Raw genomic sequence first — 20,315 nt, 5'->3', positions numbered from 1 at the left:
GATTTCTGCCTCCAGCGCGAGAGGCTTGGTGGATATAACCACCACCTTGTGAACGAAGCCCCGAAGGATTATCCGGCGCTCTATTTCTGTTGCTGCCTCCCGCTGAAGTCTCTGGGCTTCCTCGGCCTGGCCATCTAGCTTGCGCTGGAGAACATTGCGTGCGGCGGTGCTATTTGTGGTAGCAATACTCTCCACAATACGGTCTTCCTGTGACGCCATCTGCTTGTCTTGGCGGCGCAGTCCCACGACTTCACGCAACAGGTTCTCTGCATCGGAAAGTTTCTCGCGCGCCTCGGCCAGGAGCTGATCGAGCCCGCGCGGGTACTCGCCGCTGATGGGTTTGCCGCTCCCGCGTCGCTGACAAAATCTCTTGCTGCTCATACGGCGCTGCTCTCCCGCGACGAGGCATCGAAGGCGATCTTTGTGGGCATCGTGGAAGGGAAGAGCTTTAAACAGCCCGAGCTGGCGGCGACACTGGCGCGAATTCAGAAAAACGGCCCTCGCGAGTTCTACGCGGGCAAGACGGCACGGCGTATTGCAAGTGCGATGCGGCCCCACGGCTGGATCAATGCAAGCGATCTGCGCGGCTACGAAGTCAAGGAGCGCAAGGCGGTCACGGGGCGCTACCGAGGCCACGAGATTGTCTCAATGGCCCCTACGGCTCCGGCGTGACGATTCCAGGCACGGGGATTCTGATGAACAAAGAGATGGATGACTTTGCCGCCAACCCCGGCCAGCCCAACCGCTACGGCCTGATCCAGGGTGAGAGCAACGCCGTGAAGGCAAGAAAGCGCCCGCTCTCGTCTATGACCCCGACTTTCATCACCCACCCCGACGGCACGCTCCGGCTCATTATTGGCTCTCCCGGTGGCCCGGCCATCATCAACACCGTTCTTCAGGTCATCTTAAATATCGTGGATCACCACCAGTCCATCACCGATGCCATCGCTGCCTCACGGGTACACCACCAGTGGTTCCCCGACGGCACAGTGACGGGAGGGAGCGATCCCCGTGGGTCGGGGCGAGTCGCCGGTTGAAAACCAGCGGACAGAAAGCGTGGAGCTGAGCAACAAAACACCAATGCGGTACAATGACCGCCGTGGAAATTACGTTTCTGGGAACAGGCTCTGGCGCACCGTCGCGGGCGCGTAACGTCTCGGCGACGGCCTTGCACCTGCCGCAGCGCGGCGAGTGGTGGCTGATTGACTGCGGCGAGGGCACGCAGCACCAGATTCTCCGCGCCTCCCACATTCGTTTATCGCAGCTCACACGCATCTTCCTGACACACCTCCATGGCGATCATCTCTTTGGTCTACCGGGTCTACTCGCCTCGCGAGCGCTTGCCCAAGGCGGCGTGGGGCCAGTCACGATCTACGGCCCGGAGGGGGTCGAAGCCTGGCTCAAGGCGACGTTGCGTGCTGCCGGGATGCGCTTTGGGTTTCCTGTGAATGTTGTGACCGTCAAGCCCGGCGTGATCTGCACCGACGGTGAGTTCACGGTGATGGCAGCTCCCGTGCGCCATCGCATCGAGGCCTACGGCTATGCTATCCGAGAAGCCGAGCAAACCGGGCGCTTTGAGGTAGAGGCGGCGGCGGCGCTGGGAATCCCGCCGGGGCCGCTCTACGGTCAGCTAAAAGCGGGCAAGAGTGTCACGCTTGCCGATGGTAGGGTGATCGAGGGAGCGAGCCTGGTTGGCCCCACACGGCCGGGGCGCTACATTGTTTTTTCGGGCGACACGAGCCCGGCTCCCGAGCTTGTTTTAATGGCACAGGGTGCGGATCTGTTGGTTCATGAAGCTACCTACTCGGAGCAAGATCGCAGCCTCGCGGATCGTGCTGCACACGCGACGGCGACAATCGCTGCCGAAGCGGCTCGGGATGCCGGTGTGCACGCGCTGCTCCTGACGCATTTTTCCGCCCGCTACGAAGGGGGTGAGAGCGAGGTTAACCTCGAAACATTGCTCGCGGAAGCCCGTGCGATCTTCCCGGAGACCCGCCTCGCTCACGATTTGCTCCGTGTCAGTGTTCCTCGAAGAGAGCAGTAACCGCTTCCAGGGGACGTCCGAGAGCAGCTCGCGACTTAGAGCAAGCGGGGTTGTGGTAGATAGTCACGGGTGCCATTTATTTTTCAGTGTTGCCGCGTTTTTTTTCAGTGTTGCCGCGATCCCCTCACGGATCAGTCGGACTACTTTCCAGCGCCAGGCGGGTGTGCACGCCGCTTGCAGGTCTTGATGATTGGACATTGTCGCCAGTTCGATCAGCACACTTTCGGGCACGGGGTTGTGCTCCGGGTTGAGCACGCCCAGCTCGCGCGGCTTCGGTGCACCCGCGCGCCGCTGTCCTCCCAGCCCTGTCTTTTGCCAGCGATTCGCAAGCTCCTGAGCGAGCGGAGGGGGCTGACCTCGGCGCGTGTCGTAGCAGATGAGCCCACCACGCCAGCGGCTCGCACTCAGCGCGTCGTAGTGCAGCGAGAGAAAGAAAACTGGGTGGTGCGCTCCCTGGGCACGCCAGACCTGCGCCGCGAGCCCCGCACGTCGGTAGAGATCCTCAGGGCTTTCCTGGCGGCGGATACCCACATACTTATTATCCAAGGCAAAACGTGCATCGCGCGGCGCCTCAAGGGGAGGTTCTGGCTGATTTTCTTTAGGAAGCGTGGTGAGTGTCTTGCTGTGAACCGTGAAAATCACTTCCGCCCCAGCCTGTTGGAGCGAGGCGGCAAGGGTGGCGGCCATGCGGTAGGTGAGCTGCGCCTCACTCATGGCTTGTCGCGTTGCGCCCGGATCTGCCCCCCCATGCCCTGGATCCAGCACGACAATCACTCCCTGTAGAAACAGATTGGCACCTGGCTTTGCGGGGGCAGGTCGGGAAACTACGGTCCGGCGACGGCACTGCCCCACAAAGACGAGCAGCAGGAGAAAGAGTAAGGCGAGGGGCAAGTCCCCCAGGCGTTTTCGGCGGGCTTGGCGACGCTTCGGGCGAGGCGGCGGAGGCGGAGGCTTTTTCCTGGGGGGTGGCACGTTCCAATGATACCGTAGCTTTTACATTTGCCGTATGCAGAGCAATCGGGTAGAGAGGCTTGTGGTAGGATAAAGCCAATATGACACGTTCGGCGGGCAAGAATACCCTGCTTGTAATGGCCTTTGTCCTCCTCTCGCGGGTGCTAGGCGTCGTGCGGGATATGGTGATCAACCAGGTCTTTGGCCAAAACGTGACCACCGATATCTATACCGCCGCGTTTCGTATCCCCGATATTCTCCAGTACCTGGTTGCGGGTGGGGCGCTTGCCACGGTCTTTGTGCCCGTTTTCACGGAGTACTGGAGTGCGGGCAAGGAGCGCGATGCCTGGAAGATCTTCGGGAGCGTCATGAGCATCGTCGCGTGCGTTGCGCTAGGGCTCGTGATCGTCATGGAGCTTGCTGCGGCGCCGCTGGCACGCTTCATGAACCCGGGGCTCGGGCTCCAACAGCATGTCGTAGTGAGCTTCTGGGACGGCTGGCGAGTCTTGCTGCATCCGGAGAACGCGCCGGTGGAGCAGCGCCAAGCCTGGGAACAAGTGGCGCAGCTCTCGCGAATCTTGCTACCAGCACAGTGGTGTTTCTTTGTGGGGGGCCTGATGATGGGAACCCTCAACGCCCGCCACCGTTTTCTGATTCCCTCACTGGGCCCGATTGCCTACAATGGGCTGATTATTATCGGGGGGCTCAGTCAGCTTTTAGTGACGGAGAACCAGCGCAGTATCACCGCCATGTGCTGGGGCGCTCTGGTTGGAGCCGTCGCAGGGAACTTCTTGCTGCCGATCTGGGAGCTCAAGCGCACGGGGAGCAGGTTCTGGCTAGGCTTTGATGTCGGCCATCCGGGCGTTCGCAAAGTGGGTAAGCTCATGCTTCCCGCGCTGCTGGGCCTCTCACTCTCGCAGCTCGGGTTCTGGATCACCGGCTCGTTTGCCTCAGGGGAAGGCACACTCTCGGCGCTGCGCAATGCCTATAACCTAACGCAGGCCCCGATTGGGATCTTTGCACAGGCATCGGCGATTGTGATCTTCCCAACAATCTCCGCGCTCGCCGCCAATAAAAACTGGAAAGAGTTCCGCAAGGAGATCCACTTTGGCATCCGCCGCATCCTCTTCTTGACCCTGCCCGCCTCGCTCTTGATGGCCGCGCTAGCGGAGCCCATTATCACGGCGATCTACTTCAAGGGCAAGTTCACGCAAGACGCCGCGGGAGTTTTCACCACGGGTAATCTCCTGGCATCCGCGATGGCGCTGCGGCTCTACTCTCTGGGGACATTTGCCTGGAGCGCGCAAGCCGTTCTGGCGCGCGGCTTCTACGCCATGCAAAACAGCAAGACCCCGGTGGTCATCACGACCTGCATGGTGTTCTTCTTCACCGGCCTCTGCGCATTTTTACCCCGAGTGGCCGAGCTGGAGAACTACGGGCTGGCGCTGGCGCTCTCGATTGCGGGGACACTCAATATGCTGATCTTCTTCCGGACACTCCAGAAAGATGCGGGTGGCTTGAATCTGCGCGGCTTGCTCAAGGCATCCCTGAAGATCACGGTGGCGGCTCTGGCGGCCAGCGGGATAGCGCTCCTCTTTCTGCACTTCTTCTGGCAACTGCCCCTAGAGGCCACGCAGAAAACGGCCCGTCTCCACGGCGTACTCGTCACGCTTCTGGCAAGTGGGTCAGCCCTCGCCGTCTATGTACTCGCCTGCCTTCTCCTACGTGTGGATGAGCTCAAGAGCATCTGTGATATGTTCCGTCGCAAGAAGGCACTAGAACCCACTACACTCAAACCCCAAAATTAATTTTGCAGATTTTATAAGATTCGGGGGATCTCAACCGTTCTAAGGGTGACGAAAGGAACTCTTGAAACAATGCAAAACCCACTTACTTCACTTACCCACCGCGAGCGCACGGGACTCGCGGTGGCGGTCAGTATTCTGGCCCTCTTTGGGGTGGGAAGTACCCTCTACCGCTCCAGCGCCGCCCCACTTCAGCCCACGGTCTTTCCCCTGGTGCCTTCTGCGCCACAGACACCTATTGCCAGCCCGAAACCGACTCCCAAGGCCCCTTCTCGTAGTGTGGTGGTCTATGTCAGTGGTGCGGTACTGCGCCCAGGCGTCTATAGTCTGCCCCCCGGTCAGCGGCTCTACCACGCTGTCCAGAAAGCAGGCGGCTTCAAAAGCGGTGCCCAGCAAGATGCACTGAACCTGGCGGCCTACCTACAAGACGCCGACCAGATCCATGTCCCCCTCCACAGCACGACCGCCACCACCGTACCAAGTACAGCTCCCCACCTCGCCGGGGTGCGAGTGCTCGGAAGAGCGCAGAGTACATCGCCCACCACTCGACCAGAGAGTGCGTCGTCCAAGTTCCACAACCCAGGCGATGGCAAAATAAAATTGAGTTCGGCAACACTAGAGGATCTTCAAAAACTCCCCGGAGTTGGCCCCAGCACAGCGCGGAGTATCTTAGACTATCGAAAAGAGAGCGGAGGCTTTAAAGAGCTGGAGGAAGTCAAAGAAGTCCGGGGGATCGGGGAGAAAAAGTTCGCGAAAATGCAGCCGTTTCTCACACTGTAAGCACTCTAGCGGTGACTGTTGCGACTACGGCTCTTCTTTCGAAAGCCTAAGATAGTGAGGATTTTCTCGTCCACGCCAGGGATCAAAAAAAGCAAAACGATTCCTGCAATCATCAAGGCACCCAGCTCCGGTGAAATATGAACCCCACGAAAAAGTGTGTGCAGAAACTTCCGAGCCGTGTTACTCGCTCCCGGAATGAGAATCAAAAACAATAGCACCACAAAGGTCGTGACCAGAACCATCAGTACTTTGCGTTTTACGGGAGTGACGGCACTGCGGCGACGGGTCCGTCGTTTGACGGCCACCATCTTTGGAGGTTCCACGGGTGGGCTACTAGTATTGTCCTCTGCCTGACTCATATGAGCTAATTATAGCATGAATTTCCTTTTGGGCAGGGAAGCACTTCGGTTCTGTAGAAATAATGGTTGTTATGTCTGACTACACTCCCTCCGCAACACGCTATGAAAACACACCGGGCTGGTTCCGCCGTTGTGGACGCTCAGGGCTGCATCTGCCCGCCATCTCGATCGGCTGCTGGCACAACTTTGGTGATCCTGGAACCGATGCGGGCCGCCACACTGATGAAGCCTCGTTGCACGAAAATGCACGCCAGATGCTCTTTACCAGCTTTGACAATGGCATCACGCACTTTGATCTCGCCAATAACTACGGCCCCTCTCCCGGCGCGGCGGAGAGCCGTGTTGGGCGCATTCTGAAAGAGGACTTCGCAGGCTATCGCGACGAGCTGATTATTTCTACCAAGGCAGGCTACCGGATGTGGCCGGGGCCGTACGGCGAGTGGGGAAGCCGCAAGTACCTACTGGCAAGCCTGGATGCCAGCCTGAAGCGTCTCCAGCTAGACTATGTGGATATCTTCTACTCCCACCGTCCCGATCCCAATACGCCGCTAGAGGAGACAATGGGAGCACTGGACTCCGCCGTGCGCTCTGGCAAGGCGCTCTACGCCGCGATCTCCAACTACTCCGCCGAACAGACCCGCCTCGCCCACGCTATCTGTCAAGCCAATGGCTTCGTCCAGCCGGTTCTGCACCAGCCGAGCTACTCGCTGATCAACCGCTGGATCGAGAATGGCCTCACCAACGCCTGCGGCGAGCACGGGATCGGTATGATCGCCTTCTGTCCGCTGGCGCAGGGCCTGCTGACAAATAAATATCTCGGAGGCACCATCCCCGAGGACTCCCGCGCCAAGCAGCCATCGGGCTTTTTGAAGGAGTCCGCGGTCACTCCCGAGATGGTCGCTAAGCTGAACAAGCTCAACACCATTGCGGGGGATCGTGGCCAGAGCCTGGCGCAGATGTCACTCTCGTGGGTTCTGCGCGACTCCCGGATGACCTCGGCCTTGATCGGAGCCAGCCGCCCGGAGCAGATTCTGGAAAACGTTAAAGCGGCAGAAAAAACCAAGTTCGCCGACGATGAAATCGAGGCTATCGAGGCCGCGCTCAAGTAGCATAAAAGCGGTTTCGGGCCATGCTATACTGATCCTATCCATGACTCCTTTATTCCGCGTCGGCCACGGCTACGATGTGCATGCCTTTGCCGAGGGGCGCCCCCTCTGGCTGGGCGGTGTCCTCTTCCCAAACTCCCCTGTTGGGCTGCTTGGTCACTCTGATGCCGATGTACTGCTCCATGCCCTCTGCGATGCGCTTCTGGGCGCTGCCGGGCTCGGGGACATCGGAAAATATTTCCCGCCATCGGACATACGCCACAAAGATCGCCCGAGCATTGAATTTGCCTGCGAAGTGCGTGCGCTTCTTGCAGAGCGGGGCTGGCGTATCGGCAACGTAGATATGACGGTGCTCGCGGAGTTTCCCAAGATCGGCCCGCGCACCGACGAGATGAAAATAGTGCTCGCCCCTGCTCTCCAAATCTCCCCGGATGCCATTGGAATCAAGGCTACGACTAACGAGGGGCTGGGCTTTGTCGGGCGGGGCGAGGGAATCTGCGCCCATGCTGTTGCGCTAATTTACCGGGAGGAATAAGCCTCGTTTCTGCCGAAGATTAGTGACGGAGGTTTATCACTATGCAAGTTCAGGTACGCGGCAAAGGAGTCGTGATTACTGATGCCCTGCGAGACTACGCAGACAAACGGGTCAACAAGCTTTCCAAGCACTTTGCGACTCTCCAGGCTGCCACGGTCACACAGAGCATTCAAGGAAAAGTACACCGGGTCGAGGTTCAGCTCGAAGGCGATGGAATCTTGCTACGAGGCGAAGATCGCGCCGAAGACATGTATGTCGCGATAGATCATGTGGTGGACAAGCTGGAGCGCCGGATGTCCAAGTATAAAGAGCGCCATAAGTGGCACCACCGGGGTGCCCATCACGATCACGACAGCCCGCGCCACATGCCCGCAGAAAATGAACGCGATGAAGACGATTCGGACGACGAGGGCAAGGTTCTGCGACGCAAGCGATTTGCGATCAAACCTCTCACAGAACTTGAGGCAGTGGCCCACATGGAGCTCCTCTCCCACGACTTCTTTGTCTTCGAGAATGCCGACACCGGCCAGGTAAGTGTTCTCTATAGACGGGCGGATAAAAACTACGGTATCCTAGAGCCCGAACGATAACGCAACGAAGCGGCCCCGGACAACAGAATCCGGGGCCGTTTTTCTGGGAGCTTGCTTGTGAAAGTTGGAATTCTAACCGGCGGGGGCGACTGCCCTGGCCTCAACCCCGCAATCCGGGGCGTGGTGTACCGTGGCATGGACTTTGGTTTCGAGTTTGTCGGAATCGAAGAGGGCTGGCGTGGACTCGTCAAAGGGATGTACCGTCCCCTGGGCCTGAGTGATGTGGAGGAGATTATCTACCAGGGGGGCACTATGCTGGGCTCCTCACGCACGAATCCCTTCAAAAAGGGCGGAGAGAAAGATCTAGAAGCCGTTCTGGAGAATATCAAGGCCGCCAAGTTCGATGCGATAGTTGCTCTAGGCGGCGAGGACACGCTGGGTGTGGCGGCCAAGCTCTACTCGCAGTACGGGGTTCCCACGGTGGGCGTCCCCAAGACCATGGACAATGATCTCTCCGGCACGGACTTCACGTTCGGCTTCGATACGGCAGCCTCCGTTGGACTCGATGCCATTGATCGGTTGCGAGACACGGCGCGCTCGCACCGCCGCGTGATGGTGCTCGAAGTGATGGGTCGCCATGCGGGCTGGGTGGCCTGGTATGTGGGTGTGGCAGGTGGCGCGGACTGGGTAACCCTTCCTGAGGAGCCGCTTGATGTGGACGCCATGATCGCCCATCTCAGCGCCGTTCGGGCGCGTGGCAAGAAGTACGGACTCGTGGTCTGCTCCGAGGGCACGGAGCTTCCGGCGCTGCTTGGCGCGGAAAAAGCGGTGGACGACTTCGGGCACGTCAAGCTCTCGGATCGCAGCGTCGGGGAGTTTGTCGCCAGTACGATCACCGAGAAGACCGGCTGGGAGAGCCGCCATGCCGTCGTGGGTCATGTGCACCGTGGTGGGTCGCCCACCCTCTTTGACCGCGTGCTAGGCATGCGCGTCGGGATGAAAGCCGCTGAGCTCGTCCATGAGAAACAATTTGGTCAGATGGCCGCACTGGTGGGCACCGAGGTCAAGGGTGTGGATATCGTCGCCGCCACTTCCGTGCTCAAAATCGTCCCTCCACAGCTTGTCGCACTGATGAAGACTACGTTTAAATAGAACCGCCCTAATGGATCGCCCCGATAAACCGGGGCGAGAGAACGGAGCGACACGAATTTATGCGCCCCTCCCTCACCCTTCTCCTTGCCCTCCTTGCCTCGCAGAGCCTTACCATGCCTGAAGCCCACGCCCAAGTGCCCACCGTGCCCGCTCCCTTTGAGCTGACCCGCGTCTTAGATATTGAGAAGCGCCGCGTTGTGGATGTCGCCATCGCGCCCTCCGATGTTAGTTTAAGCTGTGATGTGCTAGTAGTCGGTGGCGGGCTCGGCGGTGTTGCGGCAGCCGAAGCGGCGGCTCGGCGCGGGTTCTCCGTGGTGATTGTCGAGCCCACCCGGATGCTGGGCGGTCAGCTCACCAGCCAGCTTGTGCCGGTTCCCGATGAGAATAGCCACGTCGAAAAAGAGCCCGGGCCATCTACCAAGACCTACCGAGCGCTCCGGCAAGCCGTTCGAGACCACTACAGTGCTCAGCCGGGCGTAAAACCTGGCGTAGGAAAGAATATCGGCGACTGCTGGGTCAGCCGTGTCTCGGGCCTGCCAGAAGTTTGGGAGAAGGCGATCCGCGACCGACTGGCTCCCTACGAGAAGTCGGGTGCGATCCGCCGCGTACTGATGCGCCATCAGCTACGCTCCGTGACCCAGTACTCGGGCCAGGAGCGCATCAACTACGCCGATGTCGCGAGCTTAGAGACAGGCAAGATCACGCGCATCGGCTGTCGGTTTCTGCTCGATGCCACCGAGGACGGCGCGGCGCTCGCCCTCGCGGGCTCCCCGTTTCGCGTCGGTCAGGAGGCGCTCTCCGAGTTCAGTGAGTCGCTCGCGCCCGAGACGGCAAACCCAAGCTGGGTGCAAAGCTTCACGTACTGTTTTCTCATGGACTGGCAAGCCGCGCCCGGCCCGATCCCCGAAAAACCCGCCGAGTACGATTATTTTAAGAGCCTGGGCGAGTACACGCTGGACTACATCTACCGCGATAAAGCCGAGCCGTACTCTGTGACCTATAAAGTGCTTGAAAAAGCGCAAGTAAATAATCGCAGCTACCTGCCGTTCTGGACGTACCGTCGCCTGATCGCCTCGTCGAGCTTCACGGACAAGCAGTCCCCCGTGGGTGATTTAGCGCTGATTAACTGGCGCGGCAATGACTTCCACGAGGAGAGCTATCTTGATAAGCCCGTGGACGAGCAAGTGCGGATCCTAGAGCGTGGCCTGAATTTTGCCAAGGGCTTTGCCCACTGGCTCCAGACCGAGTGCCCCCGAGATAACGGCAGTGGCATCGGCTATCCCGAGCTGCAAATCCCCGAAAATGGCTGGGCGATTCACCCTTACATTCGGGAGTCGCGGCGTTTGCAGGCCCGCACGATGCTTACCCAAAACCACCTACGCTCAACCGACCCTAGCGCCAAGTGGGGCGAGATATTCCCCGACTCCGTGGGCTGCGCACTCTACGCCATGGACATTCACCCCAGCAAGGGCGAGCCTCCTCTGCTCTCGGTGGCGCTTCCCTACCACTTGCCATTAGGTGCCTTCTTGCCCACCTCCGGTCCGGTGAATATCCTGCCCGCTGCCAAGAACTTCGGTGCCAGCCGCCTCGCGCTGGCATCGGCACGCATGCACCCCACGGAGTTTCTCGCAGGGGAAGTAGCGGGATCGCTGGCCGCCTTCTGCCTCGAAAAAGACCTCCGCGACCCTAGCGCCGTCCACGACTCCCCCGCGCTTCTGGCCGAGTTCCAGGCACGCCTAAAAACCCAGGGGGTACTACTGCGCTGGGACGAAATTTTATGATGGATCTACGAAGCGACACGGTAACCCGCCCGACGCCTGCGATGCGGGAGGCGATGGTACACGCCGCCGTCGGGGACGATGTGTGGGGCGATGATCCCACGGTGCTAGAGCTTCAAAACTCCCTGGCACGCTCCGCGGGCAAAGAGGCGGGGCTGTTTCTGCCGTCGGGAACCCAGAGCAATCTTGCCGCACTCATGGCGCACTGTGAGCGCGGCGATGAGTACATTGTCGGGCAGCTTGCCCACACCTACAAGTATGAGGGCGGCGGTGCGGCGGTGCTGGGCTCCATTGTCCCGCAACCCCTTGAGAACGAAGACGATGGCTCGCTGCCGCTGGAGAAGATCACGGGGGCGATTAAGCGCCATGGGCCGGGACTGGGGGCGCACTTTGCCCGCACGAAATTGCTGGCGCTGGAAAATACGTTCAATGGCCAGGTTGTTCCCAGAGACTATCTCAAAGCCGCGACGGAGCTAGCGCACCACCGGGGGCTCGCGACGCACCTCGATGGCGCACGGGTCTTTAATGCCGTGGTGGCGCAGGGCATCACGCTGGCGGAGGCGTGCGACGGCTTTGACTCGGTCTCGATCTGCCTCTCCAAAGGACTGGGTGCGCCCGTTGGTTCGGTTCTGGTTGGCTCACAAGAGCTCATCGAACGCGCCTACCGCTGGCGAAAAGTGCTGGGTGGTGGAATGCGGCAGTCGGGGATTCTGGCAGCGGCGGGCCTCTATGCACTGGAGCACCATATCAACCGCCTCGCAGACGATCACGCAAACGCCACGTTCTTAGCAACAGAGCTGACACAAATACCACAAGTCACGGTTCTCGGACACGCGACCAACATGGTCTTCGCCACCTTCCCCGAGGAAGACTGCGCCCCCCTCCAAGCCGCACTTGCGGAGCGCGGAATGCTGGCTCTCATCACCCCCGAGTCGCGTTTTGTCACTCATCTTGATGTAAACTCTGAGGGAATCACTCTGTTCATCAACGCTATCAAGGAATATTTCGCATAAAAAACACGCTAGCCCGACACCAAGCAGCTCGCGATCACCGTCATGATCCCGACAAATACCGCCGAGACCCTCGTGCAAGCGCCACGCTGGATGCCAGGGTTCTACATGCTCCAGAACTACGGGGCACGCCTCAAGGATTTCTCAGCGACGGGCGAGGGCAACAAGCCTGTGGAGCTCTCCGTGGTGGACGAACACACCTGGAAGATCAACAGTGCGGGGACGAAGCAAGTCACGCTGCGCTACAGTGCGCCACTGGAATTTCAAAATGGCGTCGGGCATTATAGCGGGATCGCGGCCTATGTCTACGTCGTCGGGCTTTGCCTCGATTTAGAGCTACTTGCTCAGACGGGTGGCAAGCGCAGCTTAGACGATGTGGAGCTTGCGCTCTGGAAAAAGTGCCGCAACAACCAGCCAGGGTTTGCCGAGGACGAGATCCGCAAGCAGCTCATCGTGGCGGGAGGAGACGCTTTCGGTTCGCTCTACGACAAGCTCGTTCTTACGCCCGGTGAGCTTCCCGTCGAGCAGGCCCTCGCTCATGTTGGCCTGGAGCTGACCAATAAAAACGAGATTCGCCCCCTCGCCGCGACCACGGCAGAGCAACTGCGGCTCCGTGGCCTCTGGCTCGCGAAGAAACGGGGTAAGTAGCCCCTGCCCTGGCGTGTTCATCATCCCTTCTTAACATTTCTTACCTCTTAGGGTGCGAAAATAAGGGCAATGATAAGAAAAATAAACACAACACGAGATGCGTTCGTGCTACTCCTGATAACAGGAAGCCTGCTGGCAGGGTGCCAGCCACTCACAGCGCCAGAAGAGAGCCTGCGGATTGTGGCGGGCAGCGAGAACAAGAGCCTGGAGCCGCTGGTGCAGCGCTTCGCCCAGGAAAATCAGATCGCGGTCACTTTCGAGTACAAAGGCTCCGTTGAGATAATGCGTCAGCTCGAAGGTGGCGGGGGGACTGCTGACGCGGTCTGGCCTGCGCAGTCGCTCTGGACAAGCATGGGCGATTCACAGCGGCGTGTAAAAGACGCGCAGAGCATCTACTGGTCACCCGTGGGGCTGGCGTTGAAAGAGAGTGTGGCCCAAAAGCTAGGCTGGACGGATAAAAAAAGCGTCACGACACAGACAATTAGGAAGGCGGCCCAAGCGGGCCGCCTTCGTTTTTTAATGACCTCCGCCACCCAGAGCAACAGCGGCGCAGCGGCCTATCTAGCCTTTCTCTCCGCGTTTGCCGGAAAGCCGCAGGTGCTCACGGAGAGTGACCTGCAAAGGCCAGATGTCCAGCGCGGCGTGGCATCGCTTCTAGGGCAAGTCAATCGGTCGGCGGGAAGCTCAGGCTGGCTGACGGAGCTCTTTCTGAGCCGCTACGACGACTACGATGCGATGATTAACTACGAGGTCATGGCGATGGAGGCCAACACAAAACTTGCCGCGCAAGGTCGTGAGAAACTCACCGTGGTCTACCCATCCGACGGAGTCGCCATCGCCGATGCGCCCCTGGGCTATGTTGAGCACGGACAGGGTGCAGGCAAGCGTCAGGCATTTGCAAAGCTCCAGACCTGGCTTCTCTCACCCACGATTCAGCGCGAGATTGCGGCCACGGGGCGGCGCACGGGCCCCATCGGCGATGCGTTTCCCAATCAGCTACGCCTGCCTCGTGCGGAAGTGGTGCGGCAAGCCCTGGATCTCTATCAGACCAGCCTGCGCAAGCCCTCGCTCACGGTCTATTGTTTGGATGTCTCCGGCAGCATGCGCGGCGAGCGGCTGGAGCAGCTAAAAAGCGCGATGCGGGGCTTGCTCGATCAGAATTTAGCACGCCGTAGCCTCCTGCAAACATCGGCGAGAGATATTACCGTAGTGATTCCTTTTAGCAGCACACCAGAAGCACTCTGGCAGGTGCGTGGCAACGATCCGGCGGCGCTGACAGCACTGAGCGCGAAGATTCAGGCGCTGGTGGCCGCGGGTGGCACGGATATCTACAGCCCCGTGGTGCAAGCACTCCGTCGGATTCGCCAGCAGCCGGGCTACGAGGACTACTTCCCCGCCGTGATCCTACTCACCGACGGTGAGTCCAACACTGGGGCGAGCCTGAGCGCGGTGCTCAGCGAAAAGCGCGATATCCCCGTCTTTGCGATACGATTCGGCGAGGCATCGTCGGATCAGCTGGAGGCACTGACAAAGGCAACATCGGGCCGGACGTTTGAGGGGCGCAGCGATCTGAGCGCGGCGTTCCGAGAGGCAAGGGGCTACAATGGCTGACATCAAGGCGGGCCTTACCGCCACTTTGATCTTTATTGTCTTGCTGCTCGCCGCCAAACAGCCGATCTTCGTGAGCGCGGCACTGGCAGGCGGCACCTATCTCGGAGTGCGGCTACTTCTCGCCCCCAAGACCGTCCCTACAGAAAAGCCCTGGCTGGAGCCCCTCGCCACGCGCTGGTCGGGCCGCGACGAAGGCGAGCGCCTAGCCTCCCTCGTGCGCCTCACAGAGCGCCTGCGCCAGCAATCCGAGCTGACCTCTGCCGTGGACGAGCATCTGGCTTATGTCAAACGCGCCTGCGAGCCCTACAGACTCGGAGCCACTCCCACCGGTCAGGCCCGCACCGAGCTGCTGACACTCTTAGAATTGGTCGAGGGCCGACTGCTCCGCCTCGCCGAAGCCCACCGCCGCAACGACGACAGGGCGCTTGCGAGCGAGCTTATTGCCCTCCGACAAACGCTCCTTGAGCTTGTCCCAGAACATAAAATGGAGAACAAACACAGATGAAAAAATTTATAGGATTGAGTTTATTGCTCGCCGTGGTGGGTGCCACCGCGTTTCTGACGGCAAAAAAATCCAGCACCGCTCCCACGGTTCTGCGCGGCTTTGTGGGCGGCGAGAAGACCACACTTCTGGCGGATCCAGAGTTTCAGAAGCTTCTCAAGGAGCGACACGGACTAGTGCTCGAAGCGGACAAGCGCGGCTCACTCGAAATGGTCACCGAGTCTGATACGAGCGGCAAAGACTTTCTCTGGCCGTCGTCATCAGTGGCGCTGGCACTCTACAAAGACGCGGGTAAGCCGCTGGTGGCGAGCGAGAACGTGCTGAACTCGCCGCTGGTGCTCTACACCTGGGCCAAAGTGGCCCAGACGCTCACGCAACAGAAGCTGGACTTCCCACGGCTCGTGGGCGCAGCAGCAGCGGGCAAGACCTGGAAAGAGCTGGGACTCCCCGAGCTCTATGGAAAAGTGGTGATCTACACCACCGACCCGCTGAAGTCGTCGTCGGGGAATCTCTACGCCGGGCTTTTGCAGACGGTTCTGGGCACGGGAAGCACGGAGAAAGTCAAGACGCTCATCACGGCGCAGGGTTTTCAGGAGAGCAGCTCGGACACGCTTTTTACACAGTACGTGAGCCGGGGCATCGGCGACAAGCCGGTTATTTTAGGCTACGAAGCCCAGCTCATTGACTTTGCCCGAACCTCACCCGCACAGTACGCCGCACAGAAGAGCCAGCTCCGGGTGCTCTACCCAAAACCGACGGTCTGGAGTAGCCACCCCGTGCTGGCCCTCACCACAAATGGCAAGAAGCTCATCGTGGCGCTCCAAGACCCGGAGATTCAGAAACTCGCCTGGGAGCGCCACGGTTTTCGGTCCGCGACGGGCGCACTCAACGATCCCAAGGCGTGCGGCGTCGAGGGGGTTCCTGCAACCATAGAGAGCGTCGTACCGGTTCCCGACACCAAGGCCATGCAGGCACTGCTCGCCGCGCTCCGATAGAAGTTTTCAGGGCCAGCAGTGCCGTTTTAGAGCTGGTAGTGCAGCCGAACTTTAGCAGTGATCTGGTTCTCGGTGAGCTTGTCGGTGGTCTCCACTCCAACGATCCGCTCCCCGAGTCCGCGCGCCACAAGCTGCTTTTTCAGCTCACCCTTTGCCTCGCCCGGGCCAAAGAGAAAGACCGACTCCGCCTCGCAAATTTGCGCAATCACCTTATCGTAGTACTTGCTGAGATGCGAGGCGAACTGCCGGTCACGCTGGTCGTCTGCGGAGCCATCCTCGGCGGTGTGACGCCCCGAAAACCGGACATGCTTCTCCACTCCTGACTCAATGTGCCGCATCGCTTCGGCTCCTTCGCCATTAAACACAACGAAAGCCTCTTTGTGATCAATCCACAGGCCGACTTGTTTCTTCATAGCACTCTCGTATGCAAAGCGAACGCTCCGAGTTCCTTTCTTTTTCCTACTGCCACGCGATACAGTAATCGAAACTCTATGATTGAAACACATGTTCATCTTAACAACGATACCCTGGAGCGCGACCTGCCCGGTGTTTTAGCACGTGCCACAACCGTCGGTGTCACGGATTTTGTGGTTGTCGGCTTTGACGAAGCATCTTCGGAAAAAGCTGTCACGCTGGCTGAGACAGACGCTCGAATCTGGGCAGTGGTCGGGGTGCATCCACACGATGCCAAGCACTGGAGTGAGGGTGTCGCCGAGCGGCTACGCACCTGGGCGGCGCATCCCAGAGTGTTAGCCATTGGGGAGATCGGGCTGGATTTCTACCGGGATCTCTCGCCACGGGACTTGCAGTACGAAGCGTTTCGAGCGCAGCTCGCGCTAGCCCGAGAGGTTGCGCTGCCTGTTGTCATCCACTGCCGCGATGCCTACGATGAGTGCCTCGCGCTCTTAGAAACCGAGGCGGCGGACATTGCGCTGATTATCCACTGTTTCGCCGGAGAGCGGCACCACGCGGAGATCTGCTGGAAGCGCGGCTGGTTTATGGGAGTGGACGGCCCGATTACGTATAAGAAAAACGACACACTTCGGGAGATAGTCAAAGCGACACCTGCCGAGCTTTTGCTTCTCGAAACCGATGCGCCCTATCTCTCACCCGAGCCCTTTCGGGGCAAGTTCCCTAACGAGCCTGCCCGGCTCACACACATTCGAGACACCATCGCCGCTCTTCGCGACACACCACCCGATGCGCTCACAGCACAGACGAGCACCAATGCCCGTCGCGCCTTTCCGAGGCTACTGCGGGACGCTTAGGCGGAGGCTCTTGTCACCGATCTTTGCCAACGTCACCTCGGCGGGCAGCCGCACGTCCTGATCGGTCGGGGCGAGAATCTCCGGCGTGCCCACAGCAACACCCGACTCAGTGGCGGTCTTGCCATTGGAGCCGTGCAAACGGAGCTCCCACTGCCAGTCACTTCCCTGCTTCTTCAGGATCACATCACAGAGCCAGGTGTGACAGCCCCCCGTTTTTTTCGGATCGTTGAGCTTGTAGACATCGGCGAGACTCGCTTTCCCACCCGCCACTGTCGGGACGCTCCAATTGCGCTCCCCCAGCAAGCTCCACTGATAATGCACGGTGTCAACAGTTACCTTCACTTTCGCAGGGATCAGGCGGACATAACCCGCTGCGGGTGAGGAAAGCTTCTCGTTACCCAAACGCGTGGGTTTAGGACAGCCCGCGAGAAGCAGAGCAGAAAAAATAAGAAAAACAAAGCGCATGAAACTTCATTGTACCGCGCGATACAATTCTGGGATGCGTAAGCCGCAACCCACCAAAAAACAACAAAAAACGGTGCTCAAAAAGAAGCTGACTGCCGCGCAACAGCAGCTTGCCACCGTCCAAAGACAGCTCGCGGCGGCCAAGCGCTCTGAGGAAGCAATCGCAACAGAGCTAACCGGTATCGAGAGTCAGCTTACCTCTACCCGCCAGAAACTCACGGAGGTTAAGGCACGCCTCAACCGGACGCATACAGAGCAACAGAAAGTGACGGTTCTGCTGACAAAGTCGCAGGGGACACTGGCACAGGCACAGCGTAGCCTAGCACAGCGGATGGCGGCCAACTACCGGCAGGGGCCGGTGCGCTATGCCTCGGTTCTGCTCGGAGCACACACCATGGGTGAGCTTGTTAGCCGTGCGGAGCTCGTGCGCTCCATTGTCAAGTACGAGTCCACCCTGATTGCGCAGATTAAAGCAGGGCGCGAGCAAGTGATCAAGTGGAAGGGTCTCTTGGACCAGAAGGCGAGTGAAATTCGCAAGCAAGAGCTGGCGCTAGGTGGTCAACAGGACCAGGAAGCCCAGCTCGTTCGGAAGCGACGCCTCGTGCTGCTAGAAGCCCTGGCCAAGCGCACCCAGATCGAGGCCGAGTACGCCCAGCTCGCCGCCGACTCAAACGAGATTTCGCAGCGGCTCCAGGCTCTGGAAGGGGCACCACTGCCTGGGAGTTTTTCAGGAAAGTTAATACAGCCCGTGGCGGGCAGAGTCGTTTCCTCGTTCGGAATGCGCTTTCACCCGATTCTCAAGATCAATCGTCTCCATGCGGGCGTTGACTTTGGCGCGGGCACGGGCACCCCCATTGTCGCCGCAGCCGCAGGGATGGTGGCCTACTCTGGGACGATGCGAGGCTACGGCAATGTGGTGGTCATTGATCACGGCGGTGGTATCTCGACTCTCTATGCGCACTGCTCCGTTCTTCTCGTCATCCAGGGGGAGAGTGTGGCGCAGGGTAAGCTCATCGCACAAGTGGGAGCGACAGGTCTGGCAACCGGGCCACACCTGCACTTTGAAGTGCGCCGCAATGGCAGCCCCATTAACCCTATCGGGGGTGGACTTTAGAGCAAAAATACGAGTTTAGGGGCTCCTCCCCTGAAGGCAAAAGAGTACACGGCACAGAATCCCTTCAAGGAACACTGAACCAATGAACTGCATCCGCTTGCTCATCGCCACTAGCATTGCCCTGGGAATACTCTTGTTCACCACGACTCCTACCGCGCATGCTCAGGCTCTATTAAACGGGGCAAAATCGCTCAAGAAGCTGCCTGCCGCTACCAGTACAATAAGCACTACGCCAACGCCAGATCCGAGTGATCGCGTTCAGTGGGGAGAGAAACAAGATCCCACTCCGCCCTCTCTCCTGCTTGCAAACACAAACACTAGCACCGCCACGGCAACCCATCGGTCACGCTCGCAATCAGTACCAGAGCCGGGCACACTCGGCTTGCTGGTGCTGGGAGGGCTTGGCCTACTACACCGTCGCTGGTAGATATTAGCCGTGGTATAATTAGGGCTAGCAGAGCCGCGCACCCAATGAGTTAGGATGCGCGGCTTTTTGTGTCTTTTTAACCTATGGATATCTACGACTTTACGATTATTGGCGGCGGACCGACGGGCCTCTTTGGAGCGTTCTACTCCGGTCTGCGCGAGATGCGCACCAAGCTCATTGATTCGATGCCCCAGCTCGGAGGGCAGCTCTCGGCGCTCTACCCCGAAAAGTACATCTATGATGTAGGGGGCTTTCCCAAGGTGCTGGCCAAGGATCTCGTGGCGCAGTTTGCCGATCAAGCGCTCCAGTACAGCCCAACGGTCTGTCTCAGTGAGAAAGTGGTCAAGCTGGAGCGGGTAGGCGATGACACTGCTGCGGGAGGGCACCTGATACTGACCACGGACAAGGGAAAAAGCCACTACAGCCGCACCGTACTTCTTGCCGCAGGCGTGGGCGCGTTCCTGCCGCGCAAGATGGATATTCCCGATTTAGATCGCCTGGAAGGGCTGGGTGTCCACTACTTTGTCACCGATCCCGCCGCTCTTGCGGGCAAGCGTCTGGTGATTGTGGGCGGCGGCGACTCAGCTTTTGACTGGGCGATGGCGCTCGGCCCACAAGCAGTATCCTGTCTCCAGCTCCATCGCACGGACCGCTTCCGTGCCCACGAGGACACAATCAAGAAAGTGCGGGAGCTAGACAGTGTCGAGCTGCGGACTTTCTTCGAGCTCAAGGCCCTTCACGGCGAAGAGCACCTGGAGGCAGTCACGATCTTCGATAACCGAACCGGCGAGGAGCAGCGAGTCGAGTGCGATGCGCTACTTCTCAACCTGGGTTTTCTGACAAATCTCGGGCCAATAAAGGAATGGGGCCTAGAAATAGAGAAAAATACGATTCGTGTGGACAGCACTATGCGCACGAATATTGCAGGAGTCTACTCTGCAGGTGATATCTGTAGCTATATCGGCAAGCTCAAGCTGATCGCAACAGGAGTCGGAGAGGCCGGGACGGCGGCAAACTTCGCCAAGACCTACCTCGACCCGGGTTCTAAAGCCTTCCCGGGGCACTCATCTGACATGCGCTAAAACCAGGAATAATTACGGGGTGTGCAATAGTTGTCAGTAAGTAAACTCTATAAAATAGAACTTTTTAGTGTAGGATACAATCTGTCTTAAATATGGTGATGACCAGCATACTGGAAAACACGACAGAACCTATTAGGGGTTCTGGGGCTCGAT

23 protein-coding genes and 1 pseudogene are annotated in these 20,315 nt (G+C 59.3%); 19 read left to right on the top strand and 5 right to left on the bottom strand.

The window, feature by feature from the left end; all coding sequences use genetic code 11:
- Positions 1 to 195, bottom strand: a 195-nt coding sequence (locus ACH2ED_RS23095; protein WP_395095107.1) for a hypothetical protein, incomplete at its 3' end; no start/stop codon positions are given.
- Positions 196 to 228: 33 nt separating this feature from the next.
- Here ACH2ED_RS23095 and ACH2ED_RS23090 point away from each other — a divergent pair.
- Genes ACH2ED_RS23090 through rnz form a run of 3 tightly spaced genes read left to right on the top strand, consistent with a single transcriptional unit; the run spans position 229 to position 2,044 of the window.
- Entirely contained in the window at positions 229 to 672 is a 444-nt protein-coding gene (locus ACH2ED_RS23090) for a gamma-glutamyltransferase (protein WP_395095106.1), read from the top strand.
- A gap of 23 nt (positions 673 to 695) precedes the next feature.
- Positions 696 to 1,037 carry a gamma-glutamyltransferase gene (locus ACH2ED_RS23085; protein WP_395095105.1) on the top strand — a complete coding sequence of 114 codons (342 nt, stop codon included), beginning with the start codon at positions 696 to 698 and terminating at the stop codon, positions 1,035 to 1,037.
- Between the two features lie 53 nt (positions 1,038 to 1,090).
- Entirely contained in the window at positions 1,091 to 2,044 is a 954-nt protein-coding gene (gene rnz, locus ACH2ED_RS23080; RefSeq protein WP_395095104.1) for a ribonuclease Z, read from the top strand.
- A 63-nt stretch (positions 2,045 to 2,107) separates the two neighbouring features.
- Here rnz and ACH2ED_RS23075 read toward each other — a convergent pair whose 3' ends face one another.
- Positions 2,108 to 3,016 (bottom strand): N-acetylmuramoyl-L-alanine amidase, encoded by a 909-nt coding sequence (locus ACH2ED_RS23075; RefSeq protein ID WP_395095103.1) that lies wholly within the window; start codon positions 3,014 to 3,016, stop codon positions 2,108 to 2,110.
- Between the two features lie 80 nt (positions 3,017 to 3,096).
- Between ACH2ED_RS23075 and murJ the strand changes: the two genes are divergently transcribed.
- Together murJ and ACH2ED_RS23065 are read left to right on the top strand one after the other, a co-directional pair.
- Positions 3,097 to 4,803, top strand: coding sequence for a murein biosynthesis integral membrane protein MurJ (gene murJ / locus ACH2ED_RS23070; RefSeq protein ID WP_395095102.1), 1,707 nt, complete (start codon positions 3,097 to 3,099; stop codon positions 4,801 to 4,803).
- 69 nt (positions 4,804 to 4,872) lie between these two features.
- Entirely contained in the window at positions 4,873 to 5,580 is a 708-nt protein-coding gene (locus ACH2ED_RS23065) for a helix-hairpin-helix domain-containing protein (RefSeq protein WP_395095101.1), read from the top strand.
- Between the two features lie 5 nt (positions 5,581 to 5,585).
- On the opposite strand, the gene ACH2ED_RS23060 is transcribed toward ACH2ED_RS23065, so the two are convergent.
- Positions 5,586 to 5,939 (bottom strand): hypothetical protein, encoded by a 354-nt coding sequence (locus ACH2ED_RS23060; RefSeq protein ID WP_395095100.1) that lies wholly within the window; start codon positions 5,937 to 5,939, stop codon positions 5,586 to 5,588.
- A 71-nt stretch (positions 5,940 to 6,010) separates the two neighbouring features.
- Here ACH2ED_RS23060 and ACH2ED_RS23055 point away from each other — a divergent pair, with 71 nt between their 5' ends.
- The 10 genes and pseudogenes from ACH2ED_RS23055 (at position 6,011) to ACH2ED_RS23010 (ending at position 15,806) form a co-directional block, all read left to right on the top strand.
- The gene (locus ACH2ED_RS23055) at positions 6,011 to 7,048 is read left to right on the top strand and encodes an aldo/keto reductase (RefSeq protein WP_395095099.1); all 1,038 of its coding nucleotides are present in this window, start codon (positions 6,011 to 6,013) and stop codon (positions 7,046 to 7,048) included.
- Positions 7,049 to 7,088: 40 nt separating this feature from the next.
- Entirely contained in the window at positions 7,089 to 7,580 is a 492-nt protein-coding gene (gene ispF / locus ACH2ED_RS23050) for a 2-C-methyl-D-erythritol 2,4-cyclodiphosphate synthase (RefSeq protein ID WP_395095098.1), read from the top strand.
- 41 nt (positions 7,581 to 7,621) lie between these two features.
- A complete protein-coding gene (hpf, locus tag ACH2ED_RS23045; protein WP_395095097.1) occupies positions 7,622 to 8,170 on the top strand; it encodes a ribosome hibernation-promoting factor, HPF/YfiA family in 549 nt (182 codons plus the stop codon).
- Positions 8,171 to 8,227: 57 nt separating this feature from the next.
- Positions 8,228 to 9,262 carry a 6-phosphofructokinase gene (locus ACH2ED_RS23040; protein WP_395095096.1) on the top strand — a complete coding sequence of 345 codons (1,035 nt, stop codon included), beginning with the start codon at positions 8,228 to 8,230 and terminating at the stop codon, positions 9,260 to 9,262.
- A 59-nt stretch (positions 9,263 to 9,321) separates the two neighbouring features.
- A complete protein-coding gene (locus ACH2ED_RS23035; RefSeq protein ID WP_395095095.1) occupies positions 9,322 to 11,043 on the top strand; it encodes an FAD-dependent oxidoreductase in 1,722 nt (573 codons plus the stop codon).
- Complete coding sequence (gene ltaE / locus ACH2ED_RS23030; RefSeq protein WP_395095094.1) at positions 11,040 to 12,053, top strand: low-specificity L-threonine aldolase; 1,014 nt, start codon at positions 11,040 to 11,042, stop codon at positions 12,051 to 12,053. Before ACH2ED_RS23035 ends, ltaE begins: the two co-directional genes overlap by 4 nt.
- Positions 12,054 to 12,080: 27 nt before the next feature.
- Positions 12,081 to 12,698, top strand: a pseudogene (locus ACH2ED_RS23025) (hypothetical protein); the annotation flags it as partial.
- 69 nt (positions 12,699 to 12,767) lie between these two features.
- On the top strand, positions 12,768 to 14,309 hold the full coding sequence (locus ACH2ED_RS23020) for a substrate-binding domain-containing protein (RefSeq protein WP_395095093.1): 1,542 nt from the start codon (positions 12,768 to 12,770) through the stop codon (positions 14,307 to 14,309).
- Positions 14,302 to 14,814, top strand: a complete 513-nt coding sequence (locus tag ACH2ED_RS23015) for a hypothetical protein (RefSeq protein ID WP_395095092.1) — start codon at positions 14,302 to 14,304, stop codon at positions 14,812 to 14,814. Before ACH2ED_RS23020 ends, ACH2ED_RS23015 begins: the two co-directional genes overlap by 8 nt.
- Complete coding sequence (locus ACH2ED_RS23010; RefSeq protein ID WP_395095091.1) at positions 14,811 to 15,806, top strand: hypothetical protein; 996 nt, start codon at positions 14,811 to 14,813, stop codon at positions 15,804 to 15,806. The genes ACH2ED_RS23015 and ACH2ED_RS23010 overlap by 4 nt, the downstream gene beginning before the upstream one ends.
- Positions 15,807 to 15,832: 26 nt before the next feature.
- Here the strand turns inward: ACH2ED_RS23010 and ACH2ED_RS23005 are convergent, their stop codons facing one another.
- Positions 15,833 to 16,219 (bottom strand): hypothetical protein, encoded by a 387-nt coding sequence (locus ACH2ED_RS23005; protein ID WP_395095090.1) that lies wholly within the window; start codon positions 16,217 to 16,219, stop codon positions 15,833 to 15,835.
- Between the two features lie 78 nt (positions 16,220 to 16,297).
- Between ACH2ED_RS23005 and ACH2ED_RS23000 the strand changes: the two genes are divergently transcribed.
- Positions 16,298 to 17,074: a TatD family hydrolase gene (locus ACH2ED_RS23000; RefSeq protein WP_395095089.1), complete on the top strand. Its 777-nt coding sequence runs from the start codon at positions 16,298 to 16,300 to the stop codon at positions 17,072 to 17,074.
- On the opposite strand, the gene ACH2ED_RS22995 is transcribed toward ACH2ED_RS23000, so the two are convergent.
- Positions 17,057 to 17,539, bottom strand: coding sequence for a hypothetical protein (locus ACH2ED_RS22995; protein ID WP_395095088.1), 483 nt, complete (start codon positions 17,537 to 17,539; stop codon positions 17,057 to 17,059). The two genes, ACH2ED_RS23000 and ACH2ED_RS22995, sit on opposite strands and share 18 nt — an antisense overlap.
- A gap of 34 nt (positions 17,540 to 17,573) precedes the next feature.
- Here ACH2ED_RS22995 and ACH2ED_RS22990 point away from each other — a divergent pair, with 34 nt between their 5' ends.
- The 3 genes from ACH2ED_RS22990 to ACH2ED_RS22980 all read left to right on the top strand — a co-directional run bounded on the left by ACH2ED_RS22990 (position 17,574) and on the right by ACH2ED_RS22980 (position 20,162).
- Positions 17,574 to 18,653 (top strand): murein hydrolase activator EnvC family protein, encoded by a 1,080-nt coding sequence (locus tag ACH2ED_RS22990; protein ID WP_395095087.1) that lies wholly within the window; start codon positions 17,574 to 17,576, stop codon positions 18,651 to 18,653.
- Positions 18,654 to 18,735: 82 nt separating this feature from the next.
- Positions 18,736 to 19,080 (top strand): PEP-CTERM sorting domain-containing protein, encoded by a 345-nt coding sequence (locus tag ACH2ED_RS22985; RefSeq protein WP_395095086.1) that lies wholly within the window; start codon positions 18,736 to 18,738, stop codon positions 19,078 to 19,080.
- 83 nt (positions 19,081 to 19,163) lie between these two features.
- Complete coding sequence (locus tag ACH2ED_RS22980) at positions 19,164 to 20,162, top strand: NAD(P)/FAD-dependent oxidoreductase (protein WP_395095085.1); 999 nt, start codon at positions 19,164 to 19,166, stop codon at positions 20,160 to 20,162.
- Positions 20,163 to 20,315 lie beyond the last annotated feature (153 nt).

Source organism: Armatimonas sp. (assembly GCF_043757465.1).
GTDB lineage: Bacteria > Armatimonadota > Armatimonadia > Armatimonadales > Armatimonadaceae > Armatimonas.
The sequence above is the reverse complement of the archived record's forward strand: the minus strand, read 5'-3'. Positions and strand labels throughout refer to the sequence as shown.

Bases quoted from the DNA above. Each gene is read 5' to 3' on its own strand.
- hpf (WP_395095097.1), top strand. From the start codon at position 7,622: ATGCAAGTTCAGGTACGCGGCAAAGGAGTCGTGATTACTGATGCCCTG.
- ACH2ED_RS22980 (WP_395095085.1), top strand. From the start codon at position 19,164: ATGGATATCTACGACTTTACGATTATTGGCGGCGGACCGACGGGCCTC.
- ACH2ED_RS22985 (WP_395095086.1), top strand. From the start codon at position 18,736: ATGAACTGCATCCGCTTGCTCATCGCCACTAGCATTGCCCTGGGAATA.
- ACH2ED_RS22995 (WP_395095088.1), bottom strand. From the start codon at position 17,539: ATGCGCTTTGTTTTTCTTATTTTTTCTGCTCTGCTTCTCGCGGGCTGT.
- ACH2ED_RS23015 (WP_395095092.1), top strand. From the start codon at position 14,302: ATGGCTGACATCAAGGCGGGCCTTACCGCCACTTTGATCTTTATTGTC.
- murJ (WP_395095102.1), top strand. From the start codon at position 3,097: ATGACACGTTCGGCGGGCAAGAATACCCTGCTTGTAATGGCCTTTGTC.
- ACH2ED_RS23005 (WP_395095090.1), bottom strand. From the start codon at position 16,219: ATGAAGAAACAAGTCGGCCTGTGGATTGATCACAAAGAGGCTTTCGTT.
- ACH2ED_RS23085 (WP_395095105.1), top strand. From the start codon at position 696: ATGAACAAAGAGATGGATGACTTTGCCGCCAACCCCGGCCAGCCCAAC.
- rnz (WP_395095104.1), top strand. From the start codon at position 1,091: ATGACCGCCGTGGAAATTACGTTTCTGGGAACAGGCTCTGGCGCACCG.
- ACH2ED_RS23065 (WP_395095101.1), top strand. From the start codon at position 4,873: ATGCAAAACCCACTTACTTCACTTACCCACCGCGAGCGCACGGGACTC.
- ACH2ED_RS23010 (WP_395095091.1), top strand. From the start codon at position 14,811: ATGAAAAAATTTATAGGATTGAGTTTATTGCTCGCCGTGGTGGGTGCC.
- ACH2ED_RS23035 (WP_395095095.1), top strand. From the start codon at position 9,322: ATGCGCCCCTCCCTCACCCTTCTCCTTGCCCTCCTTGCCTCGCAGAGC.
- ltaE (WP_395095094.1), top strand. From the start codon at position 11,040: ATGATGGATCTACGAAGCGACACGGTAACCCGCCCGACGCCTGCGATG.
- ACH2ED_RS23055 (WP_395095099.1), top strand. From the start codon at position 6,011: ATGTCTGACTACACTCCCTCCGCAACACGCTATGAAAACACACCGGGC.
- ACH2ED_RS23000 (WP_395095089.1), top strand. From the start codon at position 16,298: ATGATTGAAACACATGTTCATCTTAACAACGATACCCTGGAGCGCGAC.
- ACH2ED_RS23060 (WP_395095100.1), bottom strand. From the start codon at position 5,939: ATGAGTCAGGCAGAGGACAATACTAGTAGCCCACCCGTGGAACCTCCA.
- ispF (WP_395095098.1), top strand. From the start codon at position 7,089: ATGACTCCTTTATTCCGCGTCGGCCACGGCTACGATGTGCATGCCTTT.
- ACH2ED_RS23020 (WP_395095093.1), top strand. From the start codon at position 12,768: ATGATAAGAAAAATAAACACAACACGAGATGCGTTCGTGCTACTCCTG.
- ACH2ED_RS22990 (WP_395095087.1), top strand. From the start codon at position 17,574: ATGCGTAAGCCGCAACCCACCAAAAAACAACAAAAAACGGTGCTCAAA.